Source organism: Sphingobacterium sp. UBA3519 (genome assembly GCF_002377215.1).
GTDB lineage: Bacteria > Bacteroidota > Bacteroidia > Sphingobacteriales > Sphingobacteriaceae > Sphingobacterium > Sphingobacterium multivorum.
On the sequence record NZ_DFPI01000029.1, the window covers coordinates 1 to 20,625 of the forward strand.

Genomic DNA, 20,625 nt, shown 5'->3' on the forward strand with positions numbered 1-20,625 from the left:
CCCAAACTTTCGGTATGATCCCACATAAACCCGCCAATACGGAAAAAGCGGAGCAACTTGTTGATCACGGTTAAAGCAGGTTTTTTAATCTTCCATTTTAATCCATCGAATCCTGTGGGAGCCGCATTGAAATCTTTCACTGTCGCCGCCCCTGTTTTCATATGGATCGGCGCTTCATCCCTTCGAAGTTTCTCCACCACCAGGATGCTATCGTAGTAGTGTAGAGACCCTACCGAACGCGTAAATCCGTTGACCTTCAATCCACGTTGCTCAGAATGGTAAGCATTGATGTAATCAATAAAATTTTTACTATACTCTATAAAAGTACCATTCCTTTTATGGCCACCACCATAAAATACCTGATAAGATGTATGTAAATCTTCACAAAGGTATACGCCATTGTCTTTCACATGATCAAAAAGCTCCTCAAATGTCACAATCTGTTGTTTCATCGTATGGCCACCATCATCAATCAATATATCGATCGGCGGAATAGACTCTTTTACCTGACGCAGAAACTTTCGGTCGGACTGCGAACCAATAAAGATCTCGACATTTTCTTCTTCGAGTTCCTTACAGTGCGGATTGATGTCAATACCATATATTTTAGCACGATCGCCAAAATAGTTCTTCCACATCTGCAGACTTCCACCCTGAAAAACCCCAACTTCCAACACCACGATCTCTTTGCCTTTGAAACGACTAAAATGTCTGTCGTATATATCGAAATAATGCATCCATTTATTGATTAGCTTCGCATTATTATTTCGGAAATAAGTTTCTAACTCGTTCATGTCCTTCGGTCTATTTTAAGGGGTTCTGGTTTTTTATGTGTTGAATTTATTGAAATATAACGAAATAAGCAACGATATATTTTTCTCCAGTCTAATTTTAAAATTCAATTTTAAAACATTCAAATAATTTTCCTACATTTACATAACTAGTTATATAATTACTTATAATACGATGGAATTATTTGAAAAAACAGGAAAAATAGCCTTAGGTAGCAGATTGCGTTACATGGCTTCCAACATCACAGAAGAAGCCGCCCGGATACACGAGCTTTATCAGATTGAATTTGCACCCAAATGGTTTCCCGTATTCTTTATTTTATCGGAAGGTGATTCCAAGACAATTACTGATATAGCAACAGAGATTGGCCACTCCCAGCCGTCGGTCACTAAAATCGTTAAAGAAATGATCGAAGCGGGCCTACTTGAAGATAACCTTCGCTCTATGGATAAACGGAGAAATATGGTTGGATTGAGTAATAAAGGAAAAATGCTATGGGAAAGAATGAAAATTCAATGTATCGATATCGATCGTGCCATTGATGGGATTATCCAGGAAGCTACGCACAATCTATGGGAAGCTTTAGCGGAATGGGAATTTCTCCTTGAACAAAAATCCTTATTGAAACGGGTGCAAGAGCAAAAGAAAATGCGTGAAAGTAAGGATATCAACATTGTACCGTACAATCCAGCCTACCGCTTAGCATTTAAGTCCTTGAATGAGGAATGGATTTCCACCTATTTTGAATTGGAAGAGGCGGACCATAAAGCACTTGACAACCCTGAGGAGTATATTTTGGCAAAAGGCGGCAAAATTATGGTTGCTCTTTATAATGACAAGCCCGTAGGTGTATGTTCACTTATCAAAATGAATCATCCCGATTTTGACTATGAATTGGCAAAAATGGTGGTTTCTCCAACAGTGCAGGGCAAAAATATAGGCTATCTTTTGGGAAAAGCAATTATTGAAGAAGCAAAGACTCTAGGGGCTTCAAAACTGTTTCTCGAGAGCAACACCATTTTAAAACCTGCGATCAATCTCTATCACAAGTTAGGTTTTCAAAAAATCAATGGCTTTCCAAGTACTTATCAACGCTGTAATATCCAGATGGAACTGGATTTAAAAAAATAACCCTGCGCAGTAGAAACATACACTGGAATAGTCAACTCAGATAAGCGAATGAATGCTTCCTTTTTTTGGGGAAGCATTTTTGTTTAATTAATTTTCAAATAAAAGGTGATACTTTTCGCTAAATTGGTACATGTCTATAAATGATATTGCTATGCAACAATTGATCAATTCAAATCGAACAATAGACCGGCAGGTGCTCTTTATGAACTTGTATAAAAGTACATTTCCTATCGTGGCTAAGTATATCAGTCGCATGGGCGGTAATTTAGATGAAGCCAAAGATGTATTTCAGGACGCTTTACTGGTGTATTATGAAAAGATACATTTAAAAGAAACACCACTAAACAACGCTATTGGTTATTTGGTCGGAACAGCCAAAAATCTATGGCTTAAACGGTATGGTCAATCCAGCCCAAACCTCTCCCTAGATCAAGTGGATATTGCTTTGACAACCGAAGAGTCTCCTTCTAGCGCAAGGCTGTTTCGCTTTTTGGAGATTGCCGGGCGCAAATGTTTAGAACTTTTGAAAAGCTTCTATTATGATCAAATGTCCCTGCAAGAAATTGCAGATGAATATGGCTATTCGGGCGTAAGGAGCGCCACTGTACAGAAATTCAAATGCCTGGAGAAAGTTAGAGAATCCGTTAAAGAAAAATCCCTGGTTTATGATGACTTCATGGAATGAGACCCAGCAGATAGAAGCATATATCTTTGGAATGGCTGAACCAGAAGAAGCGTTGCTTTTTGAAGCGCAATTGGTATTGGACGAAGAATTGGCAGACAAGGTTATTGCGCAACAAAAAGCTTATGAAGCTATTCAGCAATTTGGGCGCAAACAATTAAAAACTGAAATTGAAGCCATAACGCAAGCATTATTTACATATCCTGAACATGTCTCTTTTAGAAAAAAAATACTAAAGTTATTTCGCAAATCCTAAATTCTTAACATCATGACGATTGACAAAAATGAGTTCCGCAAATTTGCGGTAGGGCACTGCTATGTCCAAAAAGATCTGGTGGATCATTACATTTCCGGTATCGAGCAATCCCGCATGCCGCTTGCCATGACTCCATATATCACCGAAGAACGCGAATTGCGCGTATCACAGATGGACGTATTTTCCAGATTGATGATTGACCGTATTATCTTTATGGGTGCTGCCGTAGAATCCAACATCGCCAATATCGTACAAGCCCAGCTGCTATTTCTTCAATCTGTTGATCCCAAAAAAGATATACAACTGTATATCAACTCTCCTGGCGGCGAAGTTTATGCTGGATTAGGTATTTATGATACGATGCAATTGATCAGTCCTGATGTTGCAACAATCTGCACCGGTATGGCACTCTCTTTTGGCGCGATATTACTCTGTGGCGGCGCCGCCGGCAAGCGTAGCGCCCTGCAGCACGCACGGGTGATGTTGCATCAACCGCTGGGCGGTGTTCAAGGGCAGGCATCTGACATTGAAATTACAGCCAATCAAGTGTTGAAAATAAAGAAGGAGCTGTACGATATTATTGCCAAACATAGTGGACAAAGCTATCAACGTGTACATGATGTTAGCGACCGGGATCACTGGATGGTTGCTTCAGAAGCAAAAGAATTTGGAATTATTGACGACGTACTGACCTAGCGATGATCATTAAATTTATGAACAATTTCAAACGGACTATTGACAGACTATTGTCAATAGTCCGTTTAATTTTGTTATCAATAAATTTAGATCATCATGAAATTAACATCCATTCGACTGATTGCAAATGACATCCAGCAATCCGTCACATTCTATGAAGAAATCCTGGGCCTCACCGCGCAATGGTTTACACCAGATTTCGCTGAAGTTTCCACCAGTTCGATTACCATAGCTATTGGAAGTACGCGTACGATGCAAATGTTTAGCGACAGCCCCACTGTCTTTGGCAACACGGCCCCCATTATTATTGAATTTTTAGTGGAAAATGTAGATCATGAATATATTCGGATCAAAAATAGTGCTTCAAAAATCGTTCAGGAGCCGACAACAATGCCTTGGGGCAATCGCTCATTGCTTTTTTGTGACCCCGATGGTAACCTGCTTAACTTTTTCACGCCACTGAGCCCTGAGGCCATCAAGAAATTTGGTTTAGACGCTACTAACTAGTCTGCTCATCTGACAAGATACTAACATCGAATATAGTATCTTGTCTTCATTAATTGACATTTAACAGCTATTCAGCTCATGTCCCTCATTAAAGATATATATACATGGGAATTCTATCAGTTTATTGCTGATCAGTTCCACCTCGTTGATAACAATTTTAACAGAGAACAGTTTATCAAACGTGTTTTTGCAGGCAGTTTTCATGAAATGGAATGGAAACAGCGCACAAAACATAGCACAGCGGTCTTGCATGAATTTATGCCGAACTCCTTTCCTGAAGCAGCGGCCTTACTAAGACAAGTTGTGGGACATCTCCTAAAAACGAAGCATCCGGGAGGACTTGAATATGTTATTTTTCCAGACTATATCGAAACTTACGGCATCGAAGATTTTGAAACAGCTGTACAGTCATTTGAAATCGTCACGAGATTTATCAGCTGCGAATTTGCCGTTCGCCCATTTATTATCAACTATGGATCTCGAATGATCGCGGAAATGGAAAGGTGGTCCAAAAGTCCACATGCTCAGGTACGACGCCTTGCAAGCGAAGGATCTCGACCTCGACTCCCTTGGGCGATGGCAATTCCATCGTTGAAAAATGATCCTACTCCTATCCTGTCCATCCTACAAAACCTCCATAATGATTCATCCGAGAGCGTCAGAAGAAGTGTAGCCAACAATCTCAACGATATCGCTAAGGATCATCCCCATCTTGTCTTGGGTATTGCCCAGCAATGGAAAGGTATCAGTAAAAATACAGATGCTATCATCAAACATGGCTGCCGTACCTTACTCAAACAAGGGCATCCAGCAATTCTAAGCTTTTATGGACTGGATTGTAGCGATTTCGATGTTACCAATCTCAGTATTCATACACAGGCTGTTAAAGTAGGTGAACATCTTATTTTTTCTTTTGAAATCGAGAATGGAAGCAGCACCGCTAAATCACTACGTCTGGAGTATGGGTTATATTATCAAAAATCAAATGGCCAGCTATCTCGAAAGGTTTTTAAAATTAGTGAACGAATTTATCAGGGAGCTGAGATAAACCGTATCGAGCGAAAGCAATCTTTTAAATTGATTACCACCCGGAAATTCTATGCAGGGAAGCATAAAATCTCCATTATTGTCAATGGGCGAGAAAGGGTCCAACAGGAATTTGAGCTATTGCACATTTAATGGGACATAAGAAACAAACGAAGGGCTTTCGTGTTCTACTAGAAACAATAGAATATGCGCTGGATGACTTTTTCCAAGGTATATGTGGTAGGTGGTTTATATTAATATGAAGTCTGTTATGAAGAAAATTCTCTTAATCTTTTTTGTCTTACTTATTCTATTTATCATTGGGCTTTTCATTAGAACGCTGACTTATCCGTTTACGCGAGTCAAAAAATCGGAGGTGGCGCCAATGCCGCCAGCGGTCAATGACAGCATTGTTGCCCGATTTGCCGGCGGTATCAAAATAGCCACCATCTCTATTGGCGACTCGATATTATTTAATCATGCTCCTTTTGAAGAACTTAATAATTATATCAGGTACAACTTTCCACTGATCTATCGCTCGCTGGAAACCTATACAATCAATGGTCATGCGCTGGTCTTTCGACTCAAGGGAAGCGACAAGAGCTTGCATCCGCTACTCTTTCTTTCCCATACGGATGTCGTCCCTCCTGGTTCAGCTGCCATAAAAAACAACGATTCATCACTATTTCAGCCTAGCGACCAGGCGATACCACCTGTAAGCGAAATCGCCGAAGAGTGGGACTATGCACCTTTTTCGGGAGCAGTAGCCAACGGCCGCATTTATGGACGTGGAAGCTTAGACATGAAAGGAATGCTTTTCTCCTTACTTGAAGCGACAGAACAGCTGGTTCGAGAACAGGTACAGCCCAAGCGGGATATCTACCTCGCTTTTGGTTTTGATGAAGAAGTTGGGGGCGTACGTGGCGCAGCCAAAATAGCAGACTACTTCAAAGAAAAGGGCCTTAAATTCGAAGCCGTTTATGACGAGGGTGGACTCATTCTGGAAAAGGGCTCGGTCGAGGGGATCAGCTCGGATGTAGCATTGATCGGTTGCGCGGAGAAGGGATTTTTATCCCTGAAAATAAAGGTTAAAGGTCTTGGTGGGCACTCTTCGATGCCCCCAACAACGAGTGCAATTGGTCAAGCGGCAGTCATCATGCAGCGCTTAGAAAATCACCAGATGAAAGCACAGATCAACCCCATTATCCAAAACTTCTTTCAACAGGTTGGTGGCAGCATGCCTTTTGCCTCCCGATTTGCGATCGCTAACCGCTGGCTTCTTGAACCTTTACTTCTGGCTCAACTAACGAAAAACCATTCGACTAATGCTCTCGTGCGAACAACTACGGCACTGACAATGATGAAAGGCAGCGATGCCCCCAATGTCCTTTCACCTGAAGTTGAATTTGTTGTCAATTTTAGACTGCTACCCGAAAACACCCTACAGGAAGTTCGGGATCATGTCGAGCAGGCTACAAGCGGGTTTGATGTTGAGATCGAACAGGTCGACAATGCCCGAGAAGCATCCAAAGTTTCACCAACAGACGCTAAAGCCTACAAAATGATGGAAATTGCTATCCGCAGACTATACCCCGATCTTATTATTACGCCCTACCTGACGGTGGGCGGAACCGACGCCATCAAATATCAGCATCTCAGTGATCATATCTATCGTTTTATGCCCATTAAAATTAATCACGCCGAACAGCAGAGTATGCATAGTACCAATGAATACATCAGCATTGAAAACTACCTGAAGATGATAGACTATTTTTATTACATGATGCGTCACTACGACGATGAAAAGATTTAACCATGGACAATCTTCGCAATTACATTCACACACTGGTTAATTTTTTAACAAACACAGATAAGAAATATGAAAACAGACAATAACGCACTCTTGGAATTCGAAAAATTTATGGCTATCCGATTGAAATCCTCAACAGATTTTGTGGAGGGCCATTTTGACTCTCTTAAAGACATTTCTGTCTCGAATGAGCCGGCAACAATTTTTCCGCCCAATGGAATATACATCTCTGGGGTATCCGAGGTCAATGATTTTAATCAAAAAGGAGCTTCCAATTTCCTTCCGGGTGCAGAAAACAAATTTGAAGTGATCCATCAATATGCCTGTGATTCGCTAGCTTACTGGACGGGTATACAACGTTCGACAGTCAACGTAAAAGGGCGAGATTCAGCAGTGATTTTCAATCTCAGAATCACCGAAATCTTCAGAAAAGAGCAAGGCAATTGGAAGCTTTTGCATCGACATGCCGATAAACTGGCCGAATAATCGAGATGGCTTAGCAAATCGTCAGATAAAACGGCTGTGTGCAGCAAACCACTGGAGACTATTTAAGCTATTGTGCATTGCAGCATTTACCTAATGATAGTTCATTAAATAAACAATGGTGACTATCTAACGTATCCCTTTTGTTACAAAAGCAATTCACACAAACGATTGCATTGAATAATTTTCGTTTAATTTAATTGTATTTATAAAATTAGAGTCAACAATTAAATTTAACTTATGAGATATCCCAAATTTACACTACTGCTTTGCGCGGTATTGGCAAGCTTTCTGTCTTGCAAAAAAAGCGAGGTGCAAACCAATTTAGAAGAGAAATTATCGCTCCGCGCTGCATCCCCTGGAGCAAGCGGATACGAAGTTCCCTTAGGTGGTAATGCCTTTGTTACTTCAGCACCTTCCGGTGCAGTTGAAGTCATCAATAGCAATGGCTTGGCAAACTGGACCAATGCCAATAGTGTGATCAGTACCTATGCAAAGGTCCCCCAAGCAGGCGCTTTACGTGTTAAAATAAGGGCTAAAGTATTACCGTCCGGCGATAGCAGTACGGTGAAGTTAACGATCAACGGTGTAAGTAAACAAATCAAACTTAAGGGTGGAACCCTTAAGGATTACACTGTTGGTACCTATTCGCTAAATGCGGCGGGTTATATAAAAATGGATCTTCAAGGTGTATCCAAGTCAGGTGGTTACTTTGCCGATGTATCCCATTTGATTTTAGATAGTTCGGCAACGAATGGCACAGTAATTTATAGTGACAATAATGTAGATAATACCTACTATTGGTCGCGACGGGGTCCATCCTGCCATTTGAGTTATACCATTCCAACAAATCAGCAAGTTTCCTATTATTATAGCGAGGTGAAAGTCCCCGCAGGAGAAGATAAAATAGGATCTTACTTTATGGCAAATGGCTTCGGCCAAGGATATTTCGGAATGCAGGTCAATTCAGCGACAGAGCGCAGAATATTATTTTCTGTTTGGAGTCCATATAGCACCGATAACCCATCACAAATACCTGCAGAGGACCGCATTACATTAAATAGAAAAGGTGCAAATACCACGACAGGAGAGTTCGGTGGCGAAGGTTCTGGCGGACAAAGCTACCTCAAGTTTAATTGGACTGCCGCTACTACCTATAAATTTTTATTAAAGGGAGAACCTGATAATAATGGAAGTACTGATTTTACAGCATGGTTTAATGATCCTTCGACCAATACTTGGATACTCATTGCAAGTTGGAAACGTCCCAAAACAAATACTTATTTAACAGGATTTCATAGCTTCCTCGAAAATTTCAACGCCGACAACGGCTTTCTGGGACGTTCGGCAGAATATAGTAATCAATGGGTTCGAACATCTGCTGGAACTTGGCTGAAAGTCGTGGAAAGTACCTTTACGGTTGATGCAACCTATTCCAATAACCAGCGGATAGACGCCATTGGCGGAATAACCGGGAATAGCTTCTTCCTGAAAAATGGCGGTTTTTTCAATACTGTCGTAAATCCCGGAACGAAATTTACACAAGCAGGTACTGGCACAGCACCTTCAATAAATCTAACAACACTGCCGTAATACGCATGTTTACAGCAAATTATTAGTAGTTTATATTCCATGTAAAGGGGCGATACGTTCAAATGAAGTATTGCCCTTTTAAAAACTTAACCTTGTGATATTTACATAACAATTCGTACCTTTCACTAACACTTTAATAAAATTAGCTAATCCCCCGCCTAGGGCAGGTTGTAAACCCAATGGCTTTTCCGAATACCGACGATAGATTCCAGCATCAAGAACAATAAACTTGTTTATGAATATACTATCCAAACCCTTATTTATCCTATTGAGCACCCTGTTGCTAATTAGTAGCCTTTCATCAAACGGACAGTATCTTTCACCCATCAATACTGACCATAAACTTAAAAACCAACTCGATACAATTGTAAACTGTTCCGTTGTTGATTATCTTTCCAACAACAATACATTTAGTGTGTCTATTGGGATTTATATTAAAGGGCACAAAACAACCTACACCTACAGTAGAGAAAAGTTACCAAACGCCGATAACTATTACAACATTGGATCGGTGGCGAAAACCTTTGTCGGCGCTCTACTTGCGCAAGCGGTCCTTGATAAGAAAATCAACCTCGATGATGATATCCGTAAATACTTGCCAGGAGGTTATTCCAATTTACAATACCGCGGCCATGGAATCCGCGTTAAGCATCTAGCAAATCATACTTCTGCCCTTCCAAAGACTTTCAGATCGCTACCTACCAAAGTTGTCGATAGTTTAAGGGGGCTCACTATTCCGGAACAGGTAGACTATCTTGGAAAGTACAGTCGTGACGACCTATTGGATGATCTGAGGAAAGTCAAGCCCGACACCGTCCCAGGTACAAAGTTCAGTTACAATAGCACGGCTGTGATGGTACTTATTGCGCTATTGGAAAGTAGCTATAAAGATTCCTATGAACATCTTATCAGCGCATATATGAAGGGAAACCTCGGTATGCATTATACAACGCCCTATTTAGATGAGTCACAAATAAACGACGTTGTACAGGGCCATGACAATAAAGGTCAGCCTGTTCCATTTGCGAATCTGAGCGGGTTTTACTTTGGTCCCACAATGAATTCAACGATCAATGATATGTTGATCTACATCGAAGCCAACCTCAAACTAAACGATAGAGCCCTTGGTCTAACACATCAACTGACTTATGGAAAAGACGATGGATTTGGTATGGGGCTCGGTTGGATGATCAATCGTGACGAACGTGGGGTTCGCTATTTCTATCACGATGGAAATACTAAAATAGGCTACAATACCTTATGTGTGCTGTATCCCACAGATGATTATGGTATCGTTATTATGGTCAACGACACCATTGATCAACGCAAGGTCAGTGAACTTGAAAATGACATTAGACATCAGTTATTACTGTATGATCGGCGACAGGTTCAGCCTTCATCTTCAGCAGAAAAGAAGGATTAAAATTAAGTTATCATTAAAAAAATATGTATTTATTTTTAATTCAATAAAAAATAAAATTAAAATAAGAGAAGTAATAATAAATTCTCCCAAAATATTATTAATTTTCGGAGACTAACCAATGTGGAAATCGGTGAATGTTTATTTTTTTAACTAAAGAAAGGAGGCAAACAAAACAACGACAATGAGAACCGCTTGAAAAACCAAGCACATTTAAATTAATGATTCATTCACAAATCTTAAAAACTAAGTTATGTTAAAATTAACCAGTCGCTGGAACAGACTTTATGCTGTTTTGGCCGTAGTTTCCACATTTTCTATTTTTAGTTGCCAAAAAGCTTCATTAACTCCTGAGAGTCCAGAAGCACAACTGAACAAAAAAGCTGCTGTATCCGCACAGGCAGGAGCTACAATTGCAACATTAAATTGGGATCAAACCTATCAAAAGATTGATGGATTTGGTGCATTCGGAGGCCGGATTGTTCCATTCTTTGAATCCGCAAAAAGAGATAGTATTCTGGATTATTTATGGGGAGGCAGTGGATTGAAACTGAATATCCTTCGTGGAAAAGTACTTCATACCTATCCTTTTAATCAACAGACCAAGGTCGTTACCATTAAACCGGCAGGAGTTTCGATTGACGTAGACCCCAATAGTGCGACTTATCAGAATTTGACAGCAGATGAAAAAGAACAGCTTGGACAGGTCTGGATCATCAAGAAAGCAAAAGAAAGATTCCAAGTTCCCTTCGTTATGGCAAGTACCTGGACTCCGCCCTTATACATGAAGACCAATACGAGCAGTATTTCCGCGAAATGGTTTAATGGACTTAATTTTAATACTTCTTCAACAGCTTTCGCGCGCTACCTGACTGGATTTGTAAAATCATTTCAAAATGAAGGAATTACAATCAATGCTATCTCTCCTTCAAATGAGCCTGAAAATGTCTTTTCAGACTGGGATGCTTCTTATTGGGACGCTTCGCATTTGGGACAATTTATTACCAACAATCTCCGTCCAGAATTAAACGGCGCTGGTCTACAATCCACCAAGATTATATCTTCCGAAAATGCGGCCTGGGGAACTGCCGATAATTTCCTCTCAGGCATGGACAGAAGCAATGTCGACATCCTTGCGGGGCACGGCTACGTTGAAATAAGTGGCATCATCACTGGTCAACGTGGGTTTAACCAGAGTCCGTCCATGTGGAATTTTAGTATTGGTGGTAAACCAATGTGGGTAACAGAAGCGTCCGATGATGGCGGCAATTATGACAGTGGCATTGAAGGCGGCTTGAAACTGGCCGTTAATATGCACAAACTACTGGCGGATTGTAATGCCAATGCCTATGTGTTTTGGCTAAGGATGCTGGCATTTCAAAATAATGAGGCGCTTATTTGCACAAAGAGTGATGGTTCTTTGGAGTTTCCAAAAACGTATGATGTGATGGGACATTATTCCAGGTTTATCAAAGCAGGTTATATGCGTATCAATGTAGCGGTTCAAAATGGAAATGGCTTATTGATTTCGGCTTACAAAGATCCTCAATCGGGTAAGTTTGCCTTAGTTGTCACCAACACGGGTACTGCAGCTGTTCCATTGGATATCAACCTCACAGGTTTTGCAAGCGGTGCGCTGAACAATTACCAAACCACGGCAAGCAGTTCTGGCCATTGGGGTAATGTCGGAGCTGTAACACCAAACAGCTCAGGTGTCTATTCCTTAACAATACCTGCTAAAAGTATAAGCACTTTAGAAGGCAACAAACTTTAATTTGTTCATCATACTGAGGGAGCTGTCCTCCCTCAGTGTATTGTTCAAAACACATATTCTAGTTCTAAATTTTGTGCCATTGCCTATTTCCCTTTATCTTGAAAACTTAACTTTCCATAGCATCTGAAGATATGCCTTCGAAAGCATAAAAATTTGAACGACTTCTAAAAATAAGAATTTAAAGAACAAAATCCAGCTGGCTTTCGTTCTTTAAAAAATCAATTCTAAATCATTAGGAAATATAATGTTTAAAAAACAAATTGAAGAACGCACCTGTTCTTTCCGAACTAAAATATATTCCAATATCTTTGCTACCTATATTTTGGAAAAACTACTATGAAATTGCGCTACCTTACGATGCTTACTCTTGGGATATGTACTATCTCTGGATTAAAAGCACAAGAAAAATCAAATCTTATCAAACTAAATCTTTGGCCCCTATCTGTCGGAAATATTGCATTGGAGTATGAAAGATCGCTCAATGAGCACCTATCGATCAATGGAACGATAAGTTATCGTCCAAAAACCAACTTACCCTTTAAATCCCTATGGGAATCTGTTTTTGATGATGATAATAATATTTTGGGTGAAGCTAAATTAGGCGCTTTTTCCATTACCCCCGAAGTACGTTTCTACCTCGGGAATAAAGAAGTGTTAAAAGGATTCTATATCGCGCCCTTTGTCAAATACGCCAATTACAGTGTACACACAAAGATTACCGTCGATGAATCAAATTATCACCGTGAAGTACCTCTATCGGGCAGCTTAGATGCTTTTACCGGTGGGGTAGCTGTCGGTAACCAATGGAAACTTGGACAAAACATCTATTTAGACTGGCGCATTGTCGGTCCCGGTTATGGCTTCAACAATGGAAAGTTCGAAGGGAAAACTCCATTAAATGCAGACGAACAACGCGAAGTAAGGAGACAACTGGATGAATTTGATAGTAAACTCATGAAAATCAAAAAAGAAGTAAATGCCGATGGCGTAACACTAAGCACTAGCGGACCGTTTGCCGGTATTCGCACCGCATTATCCATAGGCTACCGGTTTTAATTACAAGATCCTACGTTCCTCGTATCATCTTTTCCCATAAGCGCACAATATTGGTGCGCTTTTATCCATAGCAATCGCTAAGGATCCTTTATGCAGTTTTCATTCCAGTTTCGGGAAGAAATAGATCAACTATTTAAGGAATAACATCCCTATCGCTAGTTTATCAAATTAGATTATGCTCACGGGCATACTTAAGCATTTGTCCAATGGTTTGACATTCTGCTTTTGCCATCATCTTCCTGCGATGTGCAACAACTGTGTGTGGGCTCAAAAAGGTTTTTGAAGCTGTCTCAGCGACGCTATAACCCTCCGAGAAATATTGTAATACTTCGATCTCTCTCGGTGTAAATGTTTTGATTTTTTTATTAGATGTGGATAAAATGCGTTCAAATTTGCTACATATATATATTTCTTTTTTCTTTATCGCATCAAAGCAGGCCAGTACTTCACTTAATTCACAAGATTTACTTAGCACAGCTTCCGGACGGTACTGAAGAATACTCGATATCACAGCAGGAGCTGTTGCTCCAGTCAAAAAGATGATCTTTGCATCCCCATTTATACGTCTGATCTCGGTCAACAACGAAAGTCCATTTTCATTTGGAAGATAGTAATCCAAAAAAAACAAACAGATCCTGCTTTCCAAAAGCACGTAAAAATTGAAGGAATTCAGACCCCTGACTAAAGGACTGGACTAATTCTATTCCACATTCCCGCTTCAACAAGAGTGCAAAGGAAAAAGCAACTATTTTCTGGTCATCTAAGATAACAGCATGGCTAGTAGTCTTCATAAATATGGCTGGTTTAATTAACCTAGTAAGACAAATATAATCATTTAAAACAACCATAATAACTTGTTTTACAAGCATGTAGATATTCAGCTACACGCCTAACATATTCCTGTTATATCCTGTTTGAAATATAGCATAAACATGCTATATCCCTCTTAGAACTTACCAAGTAAGGCCATAAAGTACGTCTTTTACAACAGAATTTAAGCATGCCATATCATCATACACTAATTCACTAGCTCTCGAAATAAGCCATTAGGCTAGCGAAAGAACTATAGAATATTTAAACTTATAAAATACATTGTTATGAACAAGAAACTTTTTAAATCTGCAACTGGTAAACTACCCTACCAGGTACCTCAGATTAAAATGACTGTCGTTTTATTAGAAAATGGCATAGCGGCAGGTTCAAATGCCCACACTTCTGGAGATGTAAAGCAGACATGGGAAAACGAAGAATCACAGACTCAAAGTAAAAGTGACGGATGGTGGTAGCGCTCCCATTGAGATCAATTAATCAAAAAAACGAAAAATGAAAAATCAATTTATTCACTTCCTCCCCTTATTCATTATACTTTTCGCGTCATGTAGCAAAAATGAAAGCAAAACGGCTGTCGAGACAGATGGGAATGTTAGGATAAAAATGAGTGGGGTCTCTTTCGCTGACGAAGATACCGATCTCCAATCAAAATTATCGACCAACAAACTTTTAAATAATACACTTTCGAACATCCGGGAGTCCATTGTTCCTTTTAACAGTGAACTTTCGGTACTGGCCACTTTGACAGCGGAGCCCGCTACTTCATCAAACGCATTGCGTGCATCTACAGGGCTTAAAATGGCCACAACACCTGTTTCACTGAGTACTGGGGCCAAATATACTATTGCGGTCTACAATGCTACAGGAAATTATGTTAAAGATACAGGAATATTAACATATTCGACTAGTGGTACAAATTGGAATCTATCGCTTCCCGCAGGGTCTTATACCTTTGTTGCTATCGCCGTTGCAAATGGTCAGACTTTTCCTTCAATCAATTTTAATCAAGCGTTGGCGAACATTACGTTTAATGTAACTGGTGCAGATACAGACATCTTATGGAAAAAAATGCCGGTCACTGTAATCGCTAACCAAACACTGGCCGTCGATCTCATCTTAAGTCACCTATTTACGCAAGTACAGGCTACGCTAGAAAGTACTTCCGCCAACGTAGTTGGCAATATCACCTCCATGACTAGTAGTACAATCTCTCCAAATTATGAAACGGCTTCGGTTAAACTGGCTGATGGGATTTTCACCCAAGGTGGTTCATCGACGGCACGTAACGTCGCTTTTAGTGGTACAGGGCTCGCATGGACGAGTAATGCAACACTGCTTATTACCGAAGGAACGACAGTTGGTAAAGTGAATTTTGGAACAGTATCCCTAAACTCTACACAAAATGGCGCACGCTCGGGAACAATAGATTTATCGAATTTAAGCTTACAAAAAGGTGTAAAATATAGTTTAAAGCTTCGCTTGGTACCCAAAGGAGCAATCGACGTACCTACTTCGAACTACTATTGGAGTTCGGCTAACTTGACGGGCACTGCGCCGATCACAATCGCATCAGCTCAATATATAAAAGGAGGTGTTTATGGAGGAAATGGATCTGCAACATACTGTGAAGGCGCTTTAGGCACTGGTTGGCGAACAGCTACACAAACGGAATATCAGTCATTGATTAATATGGGTGTCGTTAGAGGTAGTTATAATGGTCAAACAGGCTGGTTCCTCGGGACATCTACTATACCAACCACAAATAAAGATAATTATATGTTCCTCCCTGACAACAATTTTGTGCGTTCTTCTTCGGGAAGCAACAACATTCCGACTGGAGCGGTAGGCGTCTACTGGGCAAGCGCGTCCGTTCAAGGTAACTCCAAACCAGCATTGATATTAACAACAACTGGCGTTTCAATCGTAGACGTACATCAAAATAATCAAATCGGTATACGCTGTGTAAAAAGCAAATAAAAGACCGTTTATTATCCAATAAAAAAGCAATGGAGCAAGACCTGAGCTATTGACCTCATCTTGCTCCATTGTTTTCTTTAAATCATGATTTTATGCAGTTATTCGATCCCGGATTCTGGTAGTTTCAACAATCAAATCAACTTAGTCTTCTATCCGCTATTTAGAACGGTCACTGGGAGGTGTTTTCCAGAATTTTAATAAAATGTCCCTAATTTTATTTTTAATATCATTTTCTCCAAATACTCTTGCTACCTTTGTTCTTCAAATTAAATTAACATGCCAAAAGAGACAAGAACAGGGCTTTATCAGGGAATCATCGAAAAAGATGACAACGGGAATTACTTTTGTGGTCCCTACCTACTGGATTATCAGACCGTAGAAACTTACTATAAATTGGGCGATCGCGTTAGTATCAAAACCATTATCAAAAATACAAGCCGCAAGAGTATGGAAGCTTATCCGCAAAAATCAGTTAAATTTTCCTATGCGTCAGAGGATCATGGAAATGATTAAAACCCATTTAGATTGAACAATATAAATAACAAGGCCAGTTCTACAGAAATGGCCTTGTTATTTTCAAGATTGTTTTTGACGCGAGGCGAAAAACAAAGCCTCTGATTTTTGGTAAATCAAGAGGCTTCAACATAATCAAATGGATCGATTACTTTATAAAATAGGTATATTTTTTTTCAGCATAAAGAATGTACATTCAATAACTTATCTAAATGATGCATCTAAAATTCATTTTCCATAAAAGCTATTCTAAATTCACATTCTTTTTGAGCGATTCAACCCGTCGTCGCTACCATTTAGTGTAAGTGTCATTACTGATTTACGCTTCAAATATAAAAAACTAGTTTAATAGCTTCCGAGCGGAGATAATTGCATGTGTCTAATTTTCGTTGAAATAGCGATTCAGTACGATGAAATTAAAGAGCGGAGTAAGGCGATATATCTCGATAATAAAATTATATTTGCAAAAAAAACAATTAACCCAGCAATGAATAATAAATGTCTTAATTGCAATTGTGCGATAGAAACTATTTTTTTGCGGCTATTGTGGACAAAAAGCTGCAATGCACAGAACACGATATTAATGCCGTAATCAATACCATTGGATTACGCAATCGAAATTATATTGGAATTAATATATAAGTATACACGAATCACTAGCCAATAAGGTCTTATGCTACAAAAACGATCAAGTTTTTTTCTACAATTTGGTATTCTATTAAATTTAATTACATGTAATTTTTGTTTTGCACAAAGACACAAATACGATAATAGACGAATAGATAGTGCAACATTTGTTGAAACTAGAACAATATTAAGCCAGTTAAGCACGGATCAATATGAGAAAAGGATATTCACCAATGAGTTCGTTACAATACCTTACCGGCTTCTCTTACCAAAAAATTTCAATTCAAAAAGAAAATATCCTGTTGTCATTACATTTCATAATTCTCTAGAATGGGTAGTGACAATGAAAACCAATTAGAGCATTTGGCAAGAACCTGGATTAGAGAAGATATTTATACAAGGTTCAACTGTTTCGTTGTTGCCCCACAGTTTGAAAAGCGTTCATCAATCTACGAATTGAATAAGAATGGTATACTTGAGGCAAGACCTTCAAGAGATGCACGGCAAATTTTAGAATTGATAGAAAATATTGAAGACGAGTTTAAAAATATCGATAAAAATCGAATTTATCTCGTCGGTTATTCTATGGGAGCGTCAACAGCACAAAACCTCATGAGCCTGGCCCCAGAAAAATTCGCAGCAATGATTTCTATCGCCGCTGTACCAGATCTATCTAATATCAACACACTTGTTCATAAAAACATTTGGCTTATCCATGGTGAAAAAGATATAGAGAATTCTTATATTGGAAGCGAAGTTTTGTACAAAAAGCTGCACGGAAATCGTAAACTCAATTTCACAACTTTTAAAAATTTACAGCATAATAATATTGTCATTCCGTTTCTACTAACGGACGAGCTCCAAAAATGGTTATTCACTAAGCATAATTAACTTAATTGGACTAGTACCGAGTCTTCAGGGCAATAGGTTGTAATTCCTCATTCGGTATCTGAGGAACATATACGGTCTGTCCTCCCCTTTCGTCGATCAACAAGGCCAATAAACTACTGATGTCGTCGATCGTGTCCAATCCTATAGGGCTGTCTACTATAGCTATATCCCGATCCGAAAGAATCTTTACGGCCTGATGGAAGCTTTCTTGAACCACTAAGATATCCCCGCGGCCATCTTGGCAGGCGCGATAGATTTCTTGAAGATCAGTGATCACTAAGCCCTTGCCCACAGCTGCTTCCAATTCTTTAAAGTAGTCCTCATTTTTTCGTACAAGCTCCTGTTTCATAAAATTCCAAGCACGGCTCTCCAACTGATGTGTTTCAATGTTGTTATAATCAATAGGCAGGTATCCGTAATAGACCGAGGGGCGATCTGCAACCTGTAAGAGCTTGCTATAGTTATCTTCTGTACAGAAAACGAGCGTGCCAATCCTCTCTTCACCAATAAATCGTAAAAGCGCTTTATCAACCCGATTAAGATATTCCCTGAGAAGATCATCAAGATGTTTGGCATCACTGCTCTTATCCGGAAATGTGTTATGGAATTGATTTTCGGGAATCGGGAACTCTTCGCTACTGATATCCTCAACAATACGACCATTGGTGGCTCGAAAAAGGTGGACACCGCTTTGCGAAAGGAGCATCACAAGATAACTGGTTTGACGGCCAATCTCCTTCACCAACGGGCGTACTGCAAATGTATTGCTGATATGGACTCCTTCTTGGTTTGTCTCCCAAGAGGACTTGAAAACTTCACTGATGGTATCAGAAACGAAAATATGAAGACTTTCAAGATTATAATTGATATCGAGCTCTTGATCTATTTTTTCCAATTTTTCGATCAGACCAGCAATATCTTTCTGATCATGTTTATCCAACAACCTATCAATCGCTTCTCTTTTAAAATTTTTGATTTTTATGCGGTCACTGAGATTATCAGGATGTGTGCGATGGGTATTGACAGAGATGGTGACACATAATTTATCCTGAACCCGAATAAGGGTTTGCAAAAGTTGTTTTTCGAACATTATCATAAAGAAATCCGTTAAGAAATAAATACAGTTATATGTAACAACAATTGCAGGAAGCTTCTTGTTTGAATAAAATTGAAGTGAAACAGTTTCCGAGAACTTATTTTCAAAAAACAATACATCCCCTTGACAGTTATGCTAGGTAAAAAAGCATCTACATGAAAAATATTTTTATCGCGGAGTGACAGGTTGTGTCGATCTCCAACACTCCTGTAGATACGATAAAACTGCTATTGAAGAAGTTGATTTTGATATTCTGATTGACTTTACCACAGCGTTTATCGCAAAGCAAAATGTCCTCTTTCGAGGAATAAAAGCTAGACAATTGAAGCCTAGCTTTTATTTATAGTCGTCGAAACAGTTAATTTAAGCGATAAACTTTGAGCTGTTTTTGCAGCTTTTTACGTACCATGTGAATTCTGGTCTTTATAGTGCCTTCTGGCATATTAAAATAGGAAGCGATTTCATGGTATTTATAACCATCTAAAAATAGACGGAAAATTTCATAATTTTCGGGCGTAAGACTGGTCATCGCTTTTTCGATGTCTTCGGCCATAAACTTATTGATCCCTTTATTGAGTTCAGACGTGTTGGTACTTTCTAAGGCAATATAATTATCCTGAATTTCCGTCACGCGCTTGGCTTTTCTATACTTATTAATATACGTATGCTTCATAATCACATATAGCCAGCTCATTAACTTCGGATGCTGCACAAAGTTGTCTATGGACTTCAATGCCCTTATCCAGGTTTCTTGGATCAAATCTTCCTTTTCATCCGGATCAGCTGTAAATTTAGCAGCAAAATGATTAAGCAAACTTCTTTTTTCGTTGATGAGTACATTTAAATTGTAGTTGTTCATAACTTATCCTCTTTCTTTTTTCAACTGATTGTTTAAAATGGTTTTACATGAACAGAGGTAACAAGAAGGATGCTAGATTTGAAGCTCCATTTGCGCCAAAAAATAAATAGCAGCGTTGAGGGTAGAAATACGTTTTCCTATTTTATAAAGCTAATTAAGCAAAGTTTAATAGCTTTTTGACATTTATTTTAAATAATGATCAAAAAATAAGCAACTAATAAAAAAAGATAATAAGGTATTTATTTACTGCTGAAATGTTAGAAATACGTTTATTCTGCGTTTTAGCATTTTATATTCAGATGAACATTGTATATAGTTGTTGAGAAAACTGAACACGCAATTGATCGAAATACGATATCAAAGCAAACTATCACTATTCGAAAGCTGTTCTAAATAAAAAAATCAAATTATGGGAAATCTATTGTACATCATCGCCGTTATATTGGTCATCATTTGGGCGATAAGCTTTTTTGGAGGTTACGCTACGGGAAATATCATCCACGTGTTATTGGTCATTGCCATTATTGTCGTTTTATTACGTGTAATTCGTGGTGCTGCTTAAACTGAACTCAAAAGATGAAACAAGAGGCTGTCTCAAAAAGGCA

Annotated in this window: 22 protein-coding genes; 17 read left to right on the forward strand and 5 right to left on the reverse strand. The window is 39.2% G+C overall.

Annotated elements, in window-relative coordinates; translation table 11 throughout:
* Positions 1-794: class I SAM-dependent methyltransferase (locus tag B3297_RS19250; protein ID WP_286779317.1), on the reverse strand; the 794-nt coding region annotated here is incomplete at its 3' end.
* 172 nt (positions 795-966) lie between these two features.
* Between B3297_RS19250 and B3297_RS19255 the strand changes: the two genes are divergently transcribed.
* The 12 genes from B3297_RS19255 to B3297_RS19310 all read left to right on the forward strand — a co-directional run bounded on the left by B3297_RS19255 (position 967) and on the right by B3297_RS19310 (position 13,226).
* A complete protein-coding gene (locus B3297_RS19255) occupies positions 967-1,923 on the forward strand; it encodes a bifunctional helix-turn-helix transcriptional regulator/GNAT family N-acetyltransferase (protein WP_070564440.1) in 957 nt (318 codons plus the stop codon).
* A 130-nt stretch (positions 1,924-2,053) separates the two neighbouring features.
* Positions 2,054-2,608, forward strand: coding sequence for an RNA polymerase sigma factor (locus B3297_RS19260; RefSeq protein WP_286779318.1), 555 nt, complete (start codon positions 2,054-2,056; stop codon positions 2,606-2,608).
* A complete protein-coding gene (locus B3297_RS19265; protein ID WP_139144943.1) occupies positions 2,589-2,861 on the forward strand; it encodes a hypothetical protein in 273 nt (90 codons plus the stop codon). The genes B3297_RS19260 and B3297_RS19265 overlap by 20 nt, the downstream gene beginning before the upstream one ends.
* Positions 2,862-2,873: 12 nt before the next feature.
* Positions 2,874-3,557 carry an ATP-dependent Clp protease proteolytic subunit gene (locus B3297_RS19270; protein ID WP_070564446.1) on the forward strand — a complete coding sequence of 228 codons (684 nt, stop codon included), beginning with the start codon at positions 2,874-2,876 and terminating at the stop codon, positions 3,555-3,557.
* A gap of 96 nt (positions 3,558-3,653) precedes the next feature.
* Positions 3,654-4,064, forward strand: a complete 411-nt coding sequence (locus B3297_RS19275; RefSeq protein WP_070564449.1) for a VOC family protein — start codon at positions 3,654-3,656, stop codon at positions 4,062-4,064.
* A gap of 78 nt (positions 4,065-4,142) precedes the next feature.
* Entirely contained in the window at positions 4,143-5,243 is a 1,101-nt protein-coding gene (locus B3297_RS19280; RefSeq protein ID WP_286779319.1) for a DNA alkylation repair protein, read from the forward strand.
* Between the two features lie 118 nt (positions 5,244-5,361).
* Positions 5,362-6,903 (forward strand): M20/M25/M40 family metallo-hydrolase, encoded by a 1,542-nt coding sequence (locus B3297_RS19285; protein ID WP_070564572.1) that lies wholly within the window; start codon positions 5,362-5,364, stop codon positions 6,901-6,903.
* Between the two features lie 66 nt (positions 6,904-6,969).
* On the forward strand, positions 6,970-7,386 hold the full coding sequence (locus B3297_RS19290; RefSeq protein ID WP_070564452.1) for a nuclear transport factor 2 family protein: 417 nt from the start codon (positions 6,970-6,972) through the stop codon (positions 7,384-7,386).
* A 237-nt stretch (positions 7,387-7,623) separates the two neighbouring features.
* A complete protein-coding gene (locus B3297_RS19295) occupies positions 7,624-8,976 on the forward strand; it encodes a DUF3472 domain-containing protein (RefSeq protein WP_070564455.1) in 1,353 nt (450 codons plus the stop codon).
* A 235-nt stretch (positions 8,977-9,211) separates the two neighbouring features.
* Positions 9,212-10,399: a serine hydrolase domain-containing protein gene (locus tag B3297_RS19300; RefSeq protein WP_070564458.1), complete on the forward strand. Its 1,188-nt coding sequence runs from the start codon at positions 9,212-9,214 to the stop codon at positions 10,397-10,399.
* Positions 10,400-10,649: 250 nt separating this feature from the next.
* Positions 10,650-12,170: a glycoside hydrolase gene (locus B3297_RS19305; protein WP_083295871.1), complete on the forward strand. Its 1,521-nt coding sequence runs from the start codon at positions 10,650-10,652 to the stop codon at positions 12,168-12,170.
* A gap of 336 nt (positions 12,171-12,506) precedes the next feature.
* A complete protein-coding gene (locus B3297_RS19310; RefSeq protein WP_083295872.1) occupies positions 12,507-13,226 on the forward strand; it encodes a DUF3575 domain-containing protein in 720 nt (239 codons plus the stop codon).
* A 163-nt stretch (positions 13,227-13,389) separates the two neighbouring features.
* On the opposite strand, the gene B3297_RS19315 is transcribed toward B3297_RS19310, so the two are convergent.
* Both B3297_RS19315 and B3297_RS19320 read right to left on the reverse strand, forming a co-directional pair.
* Positions 13,390-13,845, reverse strand: a complete 456-nt coding sequence (locus B3297_RS19315; protein ID WP_286710282.1) for a helix-turn-helix transcriptional regulator — start codon at positions 13,843-13,845, stop codon at positions 13,390-13,392.
* Positions 13,823-14,017 (reverse strand): hypothetical protein, encoded by a 195-nt coding sequence (locus B3297_RS19320; RefSeq protein ID WP_286710281.1) that lies wholly within the window; start codon positions 14,015-14,017, stop codon positions 13,823-13,825. Before B3297_RS19320 ends, B3297_RS19315 begins: the two co-directional genes overlap by 23 nt.
* A gap of 306 nt (positions 14,018-14,323) precedes the next feature.
* On the opposite strand from B3297_RS19320, the gene B3297_RS19325 reads away from it, so the two are divergent.
* The 4 genes from B3297_RS19325 (at position 14,324) to B3297_RS19340 (ending at position 18,065) form a co-directional block, all read left to right on the forward strand.
* Positions 14,324-14,512 (forward strand): hypothetical protein, encoded by a 189-nt coding sequence (locus B3297_RS19325; RefSeq protein WP_070564463.1) that lies wholly within the window; start codon positions 14,324-14,326, stop codon positions 14,510-14,512.
* Positions 14,513-14,549: 37 nt separating this feature from the next.
* The gene (locus B3297_RS19330; protein ID WP_286710280.1) at positions 14,550-16,034 is read left to right on the forward strand and encodes a hypothetical protein; all 1,485 of its coding nucleotides are present in this window, start codon (positions 14,550-14,552) and stop codon (positions 16,032-16,034) included.
* A 276-nt stretch (positions 16,035-16,310) separates the two neighbouring features.
* Positions 16,311-16,547, forward strand: coding sequence for a hypothetical protein (locus tag B3297_RS19335; protein WP_070564469.1), 237 nt, complete (start codon positions 16,311-16,313; stop codon positions 16,545-16,547).
* Between the two features lie 957 nt (positions 16,548-17,504).
* On the forward strand, positions 17,505-18,065 hold the full coding sequence (locus B3297_RS19340; RefSeq protein ID WP_236560188.1) for a hypothetical protein: 561 nt from the start codon (positions 17,505-17,507) through the stop codon (positions 18,063-18,065).
* A gap of 10 nt (positions 18,066-18,075) precedes the next feature.
* On the opposite strand, the gene B3297_RS19345 is transcribed toward B3297_RS19340, so the two are convergent.
* Both B3297_RS19345 and B3297_RS19350 read right to left on the reverse strand, forming a co-directional pair.
* Positions 18,076-19,161, reverse strand: a complete 1,086-nt coding sequence (locus tag B3297_RS19345; RefSeq protein ID WP_139144944.1) for a hypothetical protein — start codon at positions 19,159-19,161, stop codon at positions 18,076-18,078.
* A 358-nt stretch (positions 19,162-19,519) separates the two neighbouring features.
* Positions 19,520-20,020, reverse strand: coding sequence for an RNA polymerase sigma factor (locus tag B3297_RS19350; RefSeq protein ID WP_046676293.1), 501 nt, complete (start codon positions 20,018-20,020; stop codon positions 19,520-19,522).
* A gap of 409 nt (positions 20,021-20,429) precedes the next feature.
* Between B3297_RS19350 and B3297_RS19355 the strand changes: the two genes are divergently transcribed.
* Positions 20,430-20,582, forward strand: a complete 153-nt coding sequence (locus B3297_RS19355; RefSeq protein ID WP_115048587.1) for a lmo0937 family membrane protein — start codon at positions 20,430-20,432, stop codon at positions 20,580-20,582.
* The last annotated feature ends 43 nt before the right edge of the window (positions 20,583-20,625 follow it).

What these genes read in the sequence shown, in the direction of transcription:
- B3297_RS19255 (WP_070564440.1), top strand. Translation starts at nt 967, where the DNA reads ATGGAATTATTTGAAAAAACAGGAAAAATAGCCTTAGGTAGCAGATTG.
- B3297_RS19260 (WP_286779318.1), top strand. Translation starts at nt 2,054, where the DNA reads ATGTCTATAAATGATATTGCTATGCAACAATTGATCAATTCAAATCGA.
- B3297_RS19265 (WP_139144943.1), top strand. Translation starts at nt 2,589, where the DNA reads ATGATGACTTCATGGAATGAGACCCAGCAGATAGAAGCATATATCTTT.
- B3297_RS19270 (WP_070564446.1), top strand. Translation starts at nt 2,874, where the DNA reads ATGACGATTGACAAAAATGAGTTCCGCAAATTTGCGGTAGGGCACTGC.
- B3297_RS19275 (WP_070564449.1), top strand. Translation starts at nt 3,654, where the DNA reads ATGAAATTAACATCCATTCGACTGATTGCAAATGACATCCAGCAATCC.
- B3297_RS19280 (WP_286779319.1), top strand. Translation starts at nt 4,143, where the DNA reads ATGTCCCTCATTAAAGATATATATACATGGGAATTCTATCAGTTTATT.
- B3297_RS19285 (WP_070564572.1), top strand. Translation starts at nt 5,362, where the DNA reads ATGAAGAAAATTCTCTTAATCTTTTTTGTCTTACTTATTCTATTTATC.
- B3297_RS19290 (WP_070564452.1), top strand. Translation starts at nt 6,970, where the DNA reads ATGAAAACAGACAATAACGCACTCTTGGAATTCGAAAAATTTATGGCT.
- B3297_RS19295 (WP_070564455.1), top strand. Translation starts at nt 7,624, where the DNA reads ATGAGATATCCCAAATTTACACTACTGCTTTGCGCGGTATTGGCAAGC.
- B3297_RS19300 (WP_070564458.1), top strand. Translation starts at nt 9,212, where the DNA reads ATGAATATACTATCCAAACCCTTATTTATCCTATTGAGCACCCTGTTG.
- B3297_RS19305 (WP_083295871.1), top strand. Translation starts at nt 10,650, where the DNA reads ATGTTAAAATTAACCAGTCGCTGGAACAGACTTTATGCTGTTTTGGCC.
- B3297_RS19310 (WP_083295872.1), top strand. Translation starts at nt 12,507, where the DNA reads ATGAAATTGCGCTACCTTACGATGCTTACTCTTGGGATATGTACTATC.
- B3297_RS19320 (WP_286710281.1), bottom strand. Translation starts at nt 14,017, where the DNA reads ATGAAGACTACTAGCCATGCTGTTATCTTAGATGACCAGAAAATAGTT.
- B3297_RS19325 (WP_070564463.1), top strand. Translation starts at nt 14,324, where the DNA reads ATGAACAAGAAACTTTTTAAATCTGCAACTGGTAAACTACCCTACCAG.
- B3297_RS19330 (WP_286710280.1), top strand. Translation starts at nt 14,550, where the DNA reads ATGAAAAATCAATTTATTCACTTCCTCCCCTTATTCATTATACTTTTC.
- B3297_RS19335 (WP_070564469.1), top strand. Translation starts at nt 16,311, where the DNA reads ATGCCAAAAGAGACAAGAACAGGGCTTTATCAGGGAATCATCGAAAAA.
- B3297_RS19340 (WP_236560188.1), top strand. Translation starts at nt 17,505, where the DNA reads ATGGGTAGTGACAATGAAAACCAATTAGAGCATTTGGCAAGAACCTGG.
- B3297_RS19345 (WP_139144944.1), bottom strand. Translation starts at nt 19,161, where the DNA reads ATGATAATGTTCGAAAAACAACTTTTGCAAACCCTTATTCGGGTTCAG.
- B3297_RS19350 (WP_046676293.1), bottom strand. Translation starts at nt 20,020, where the DNA reads ATGAACAACTACAATTTAAATGTACTCATCAACGAAAAAAGAAGTTTG.
- B3297_RS19355 (WP_115048587.1), top strand. Translation starts at nt 20,430, where the DNA reads ATGGGAAATCTATTGTACATCATCGCCGTTATATTGGTCATCATTTGG.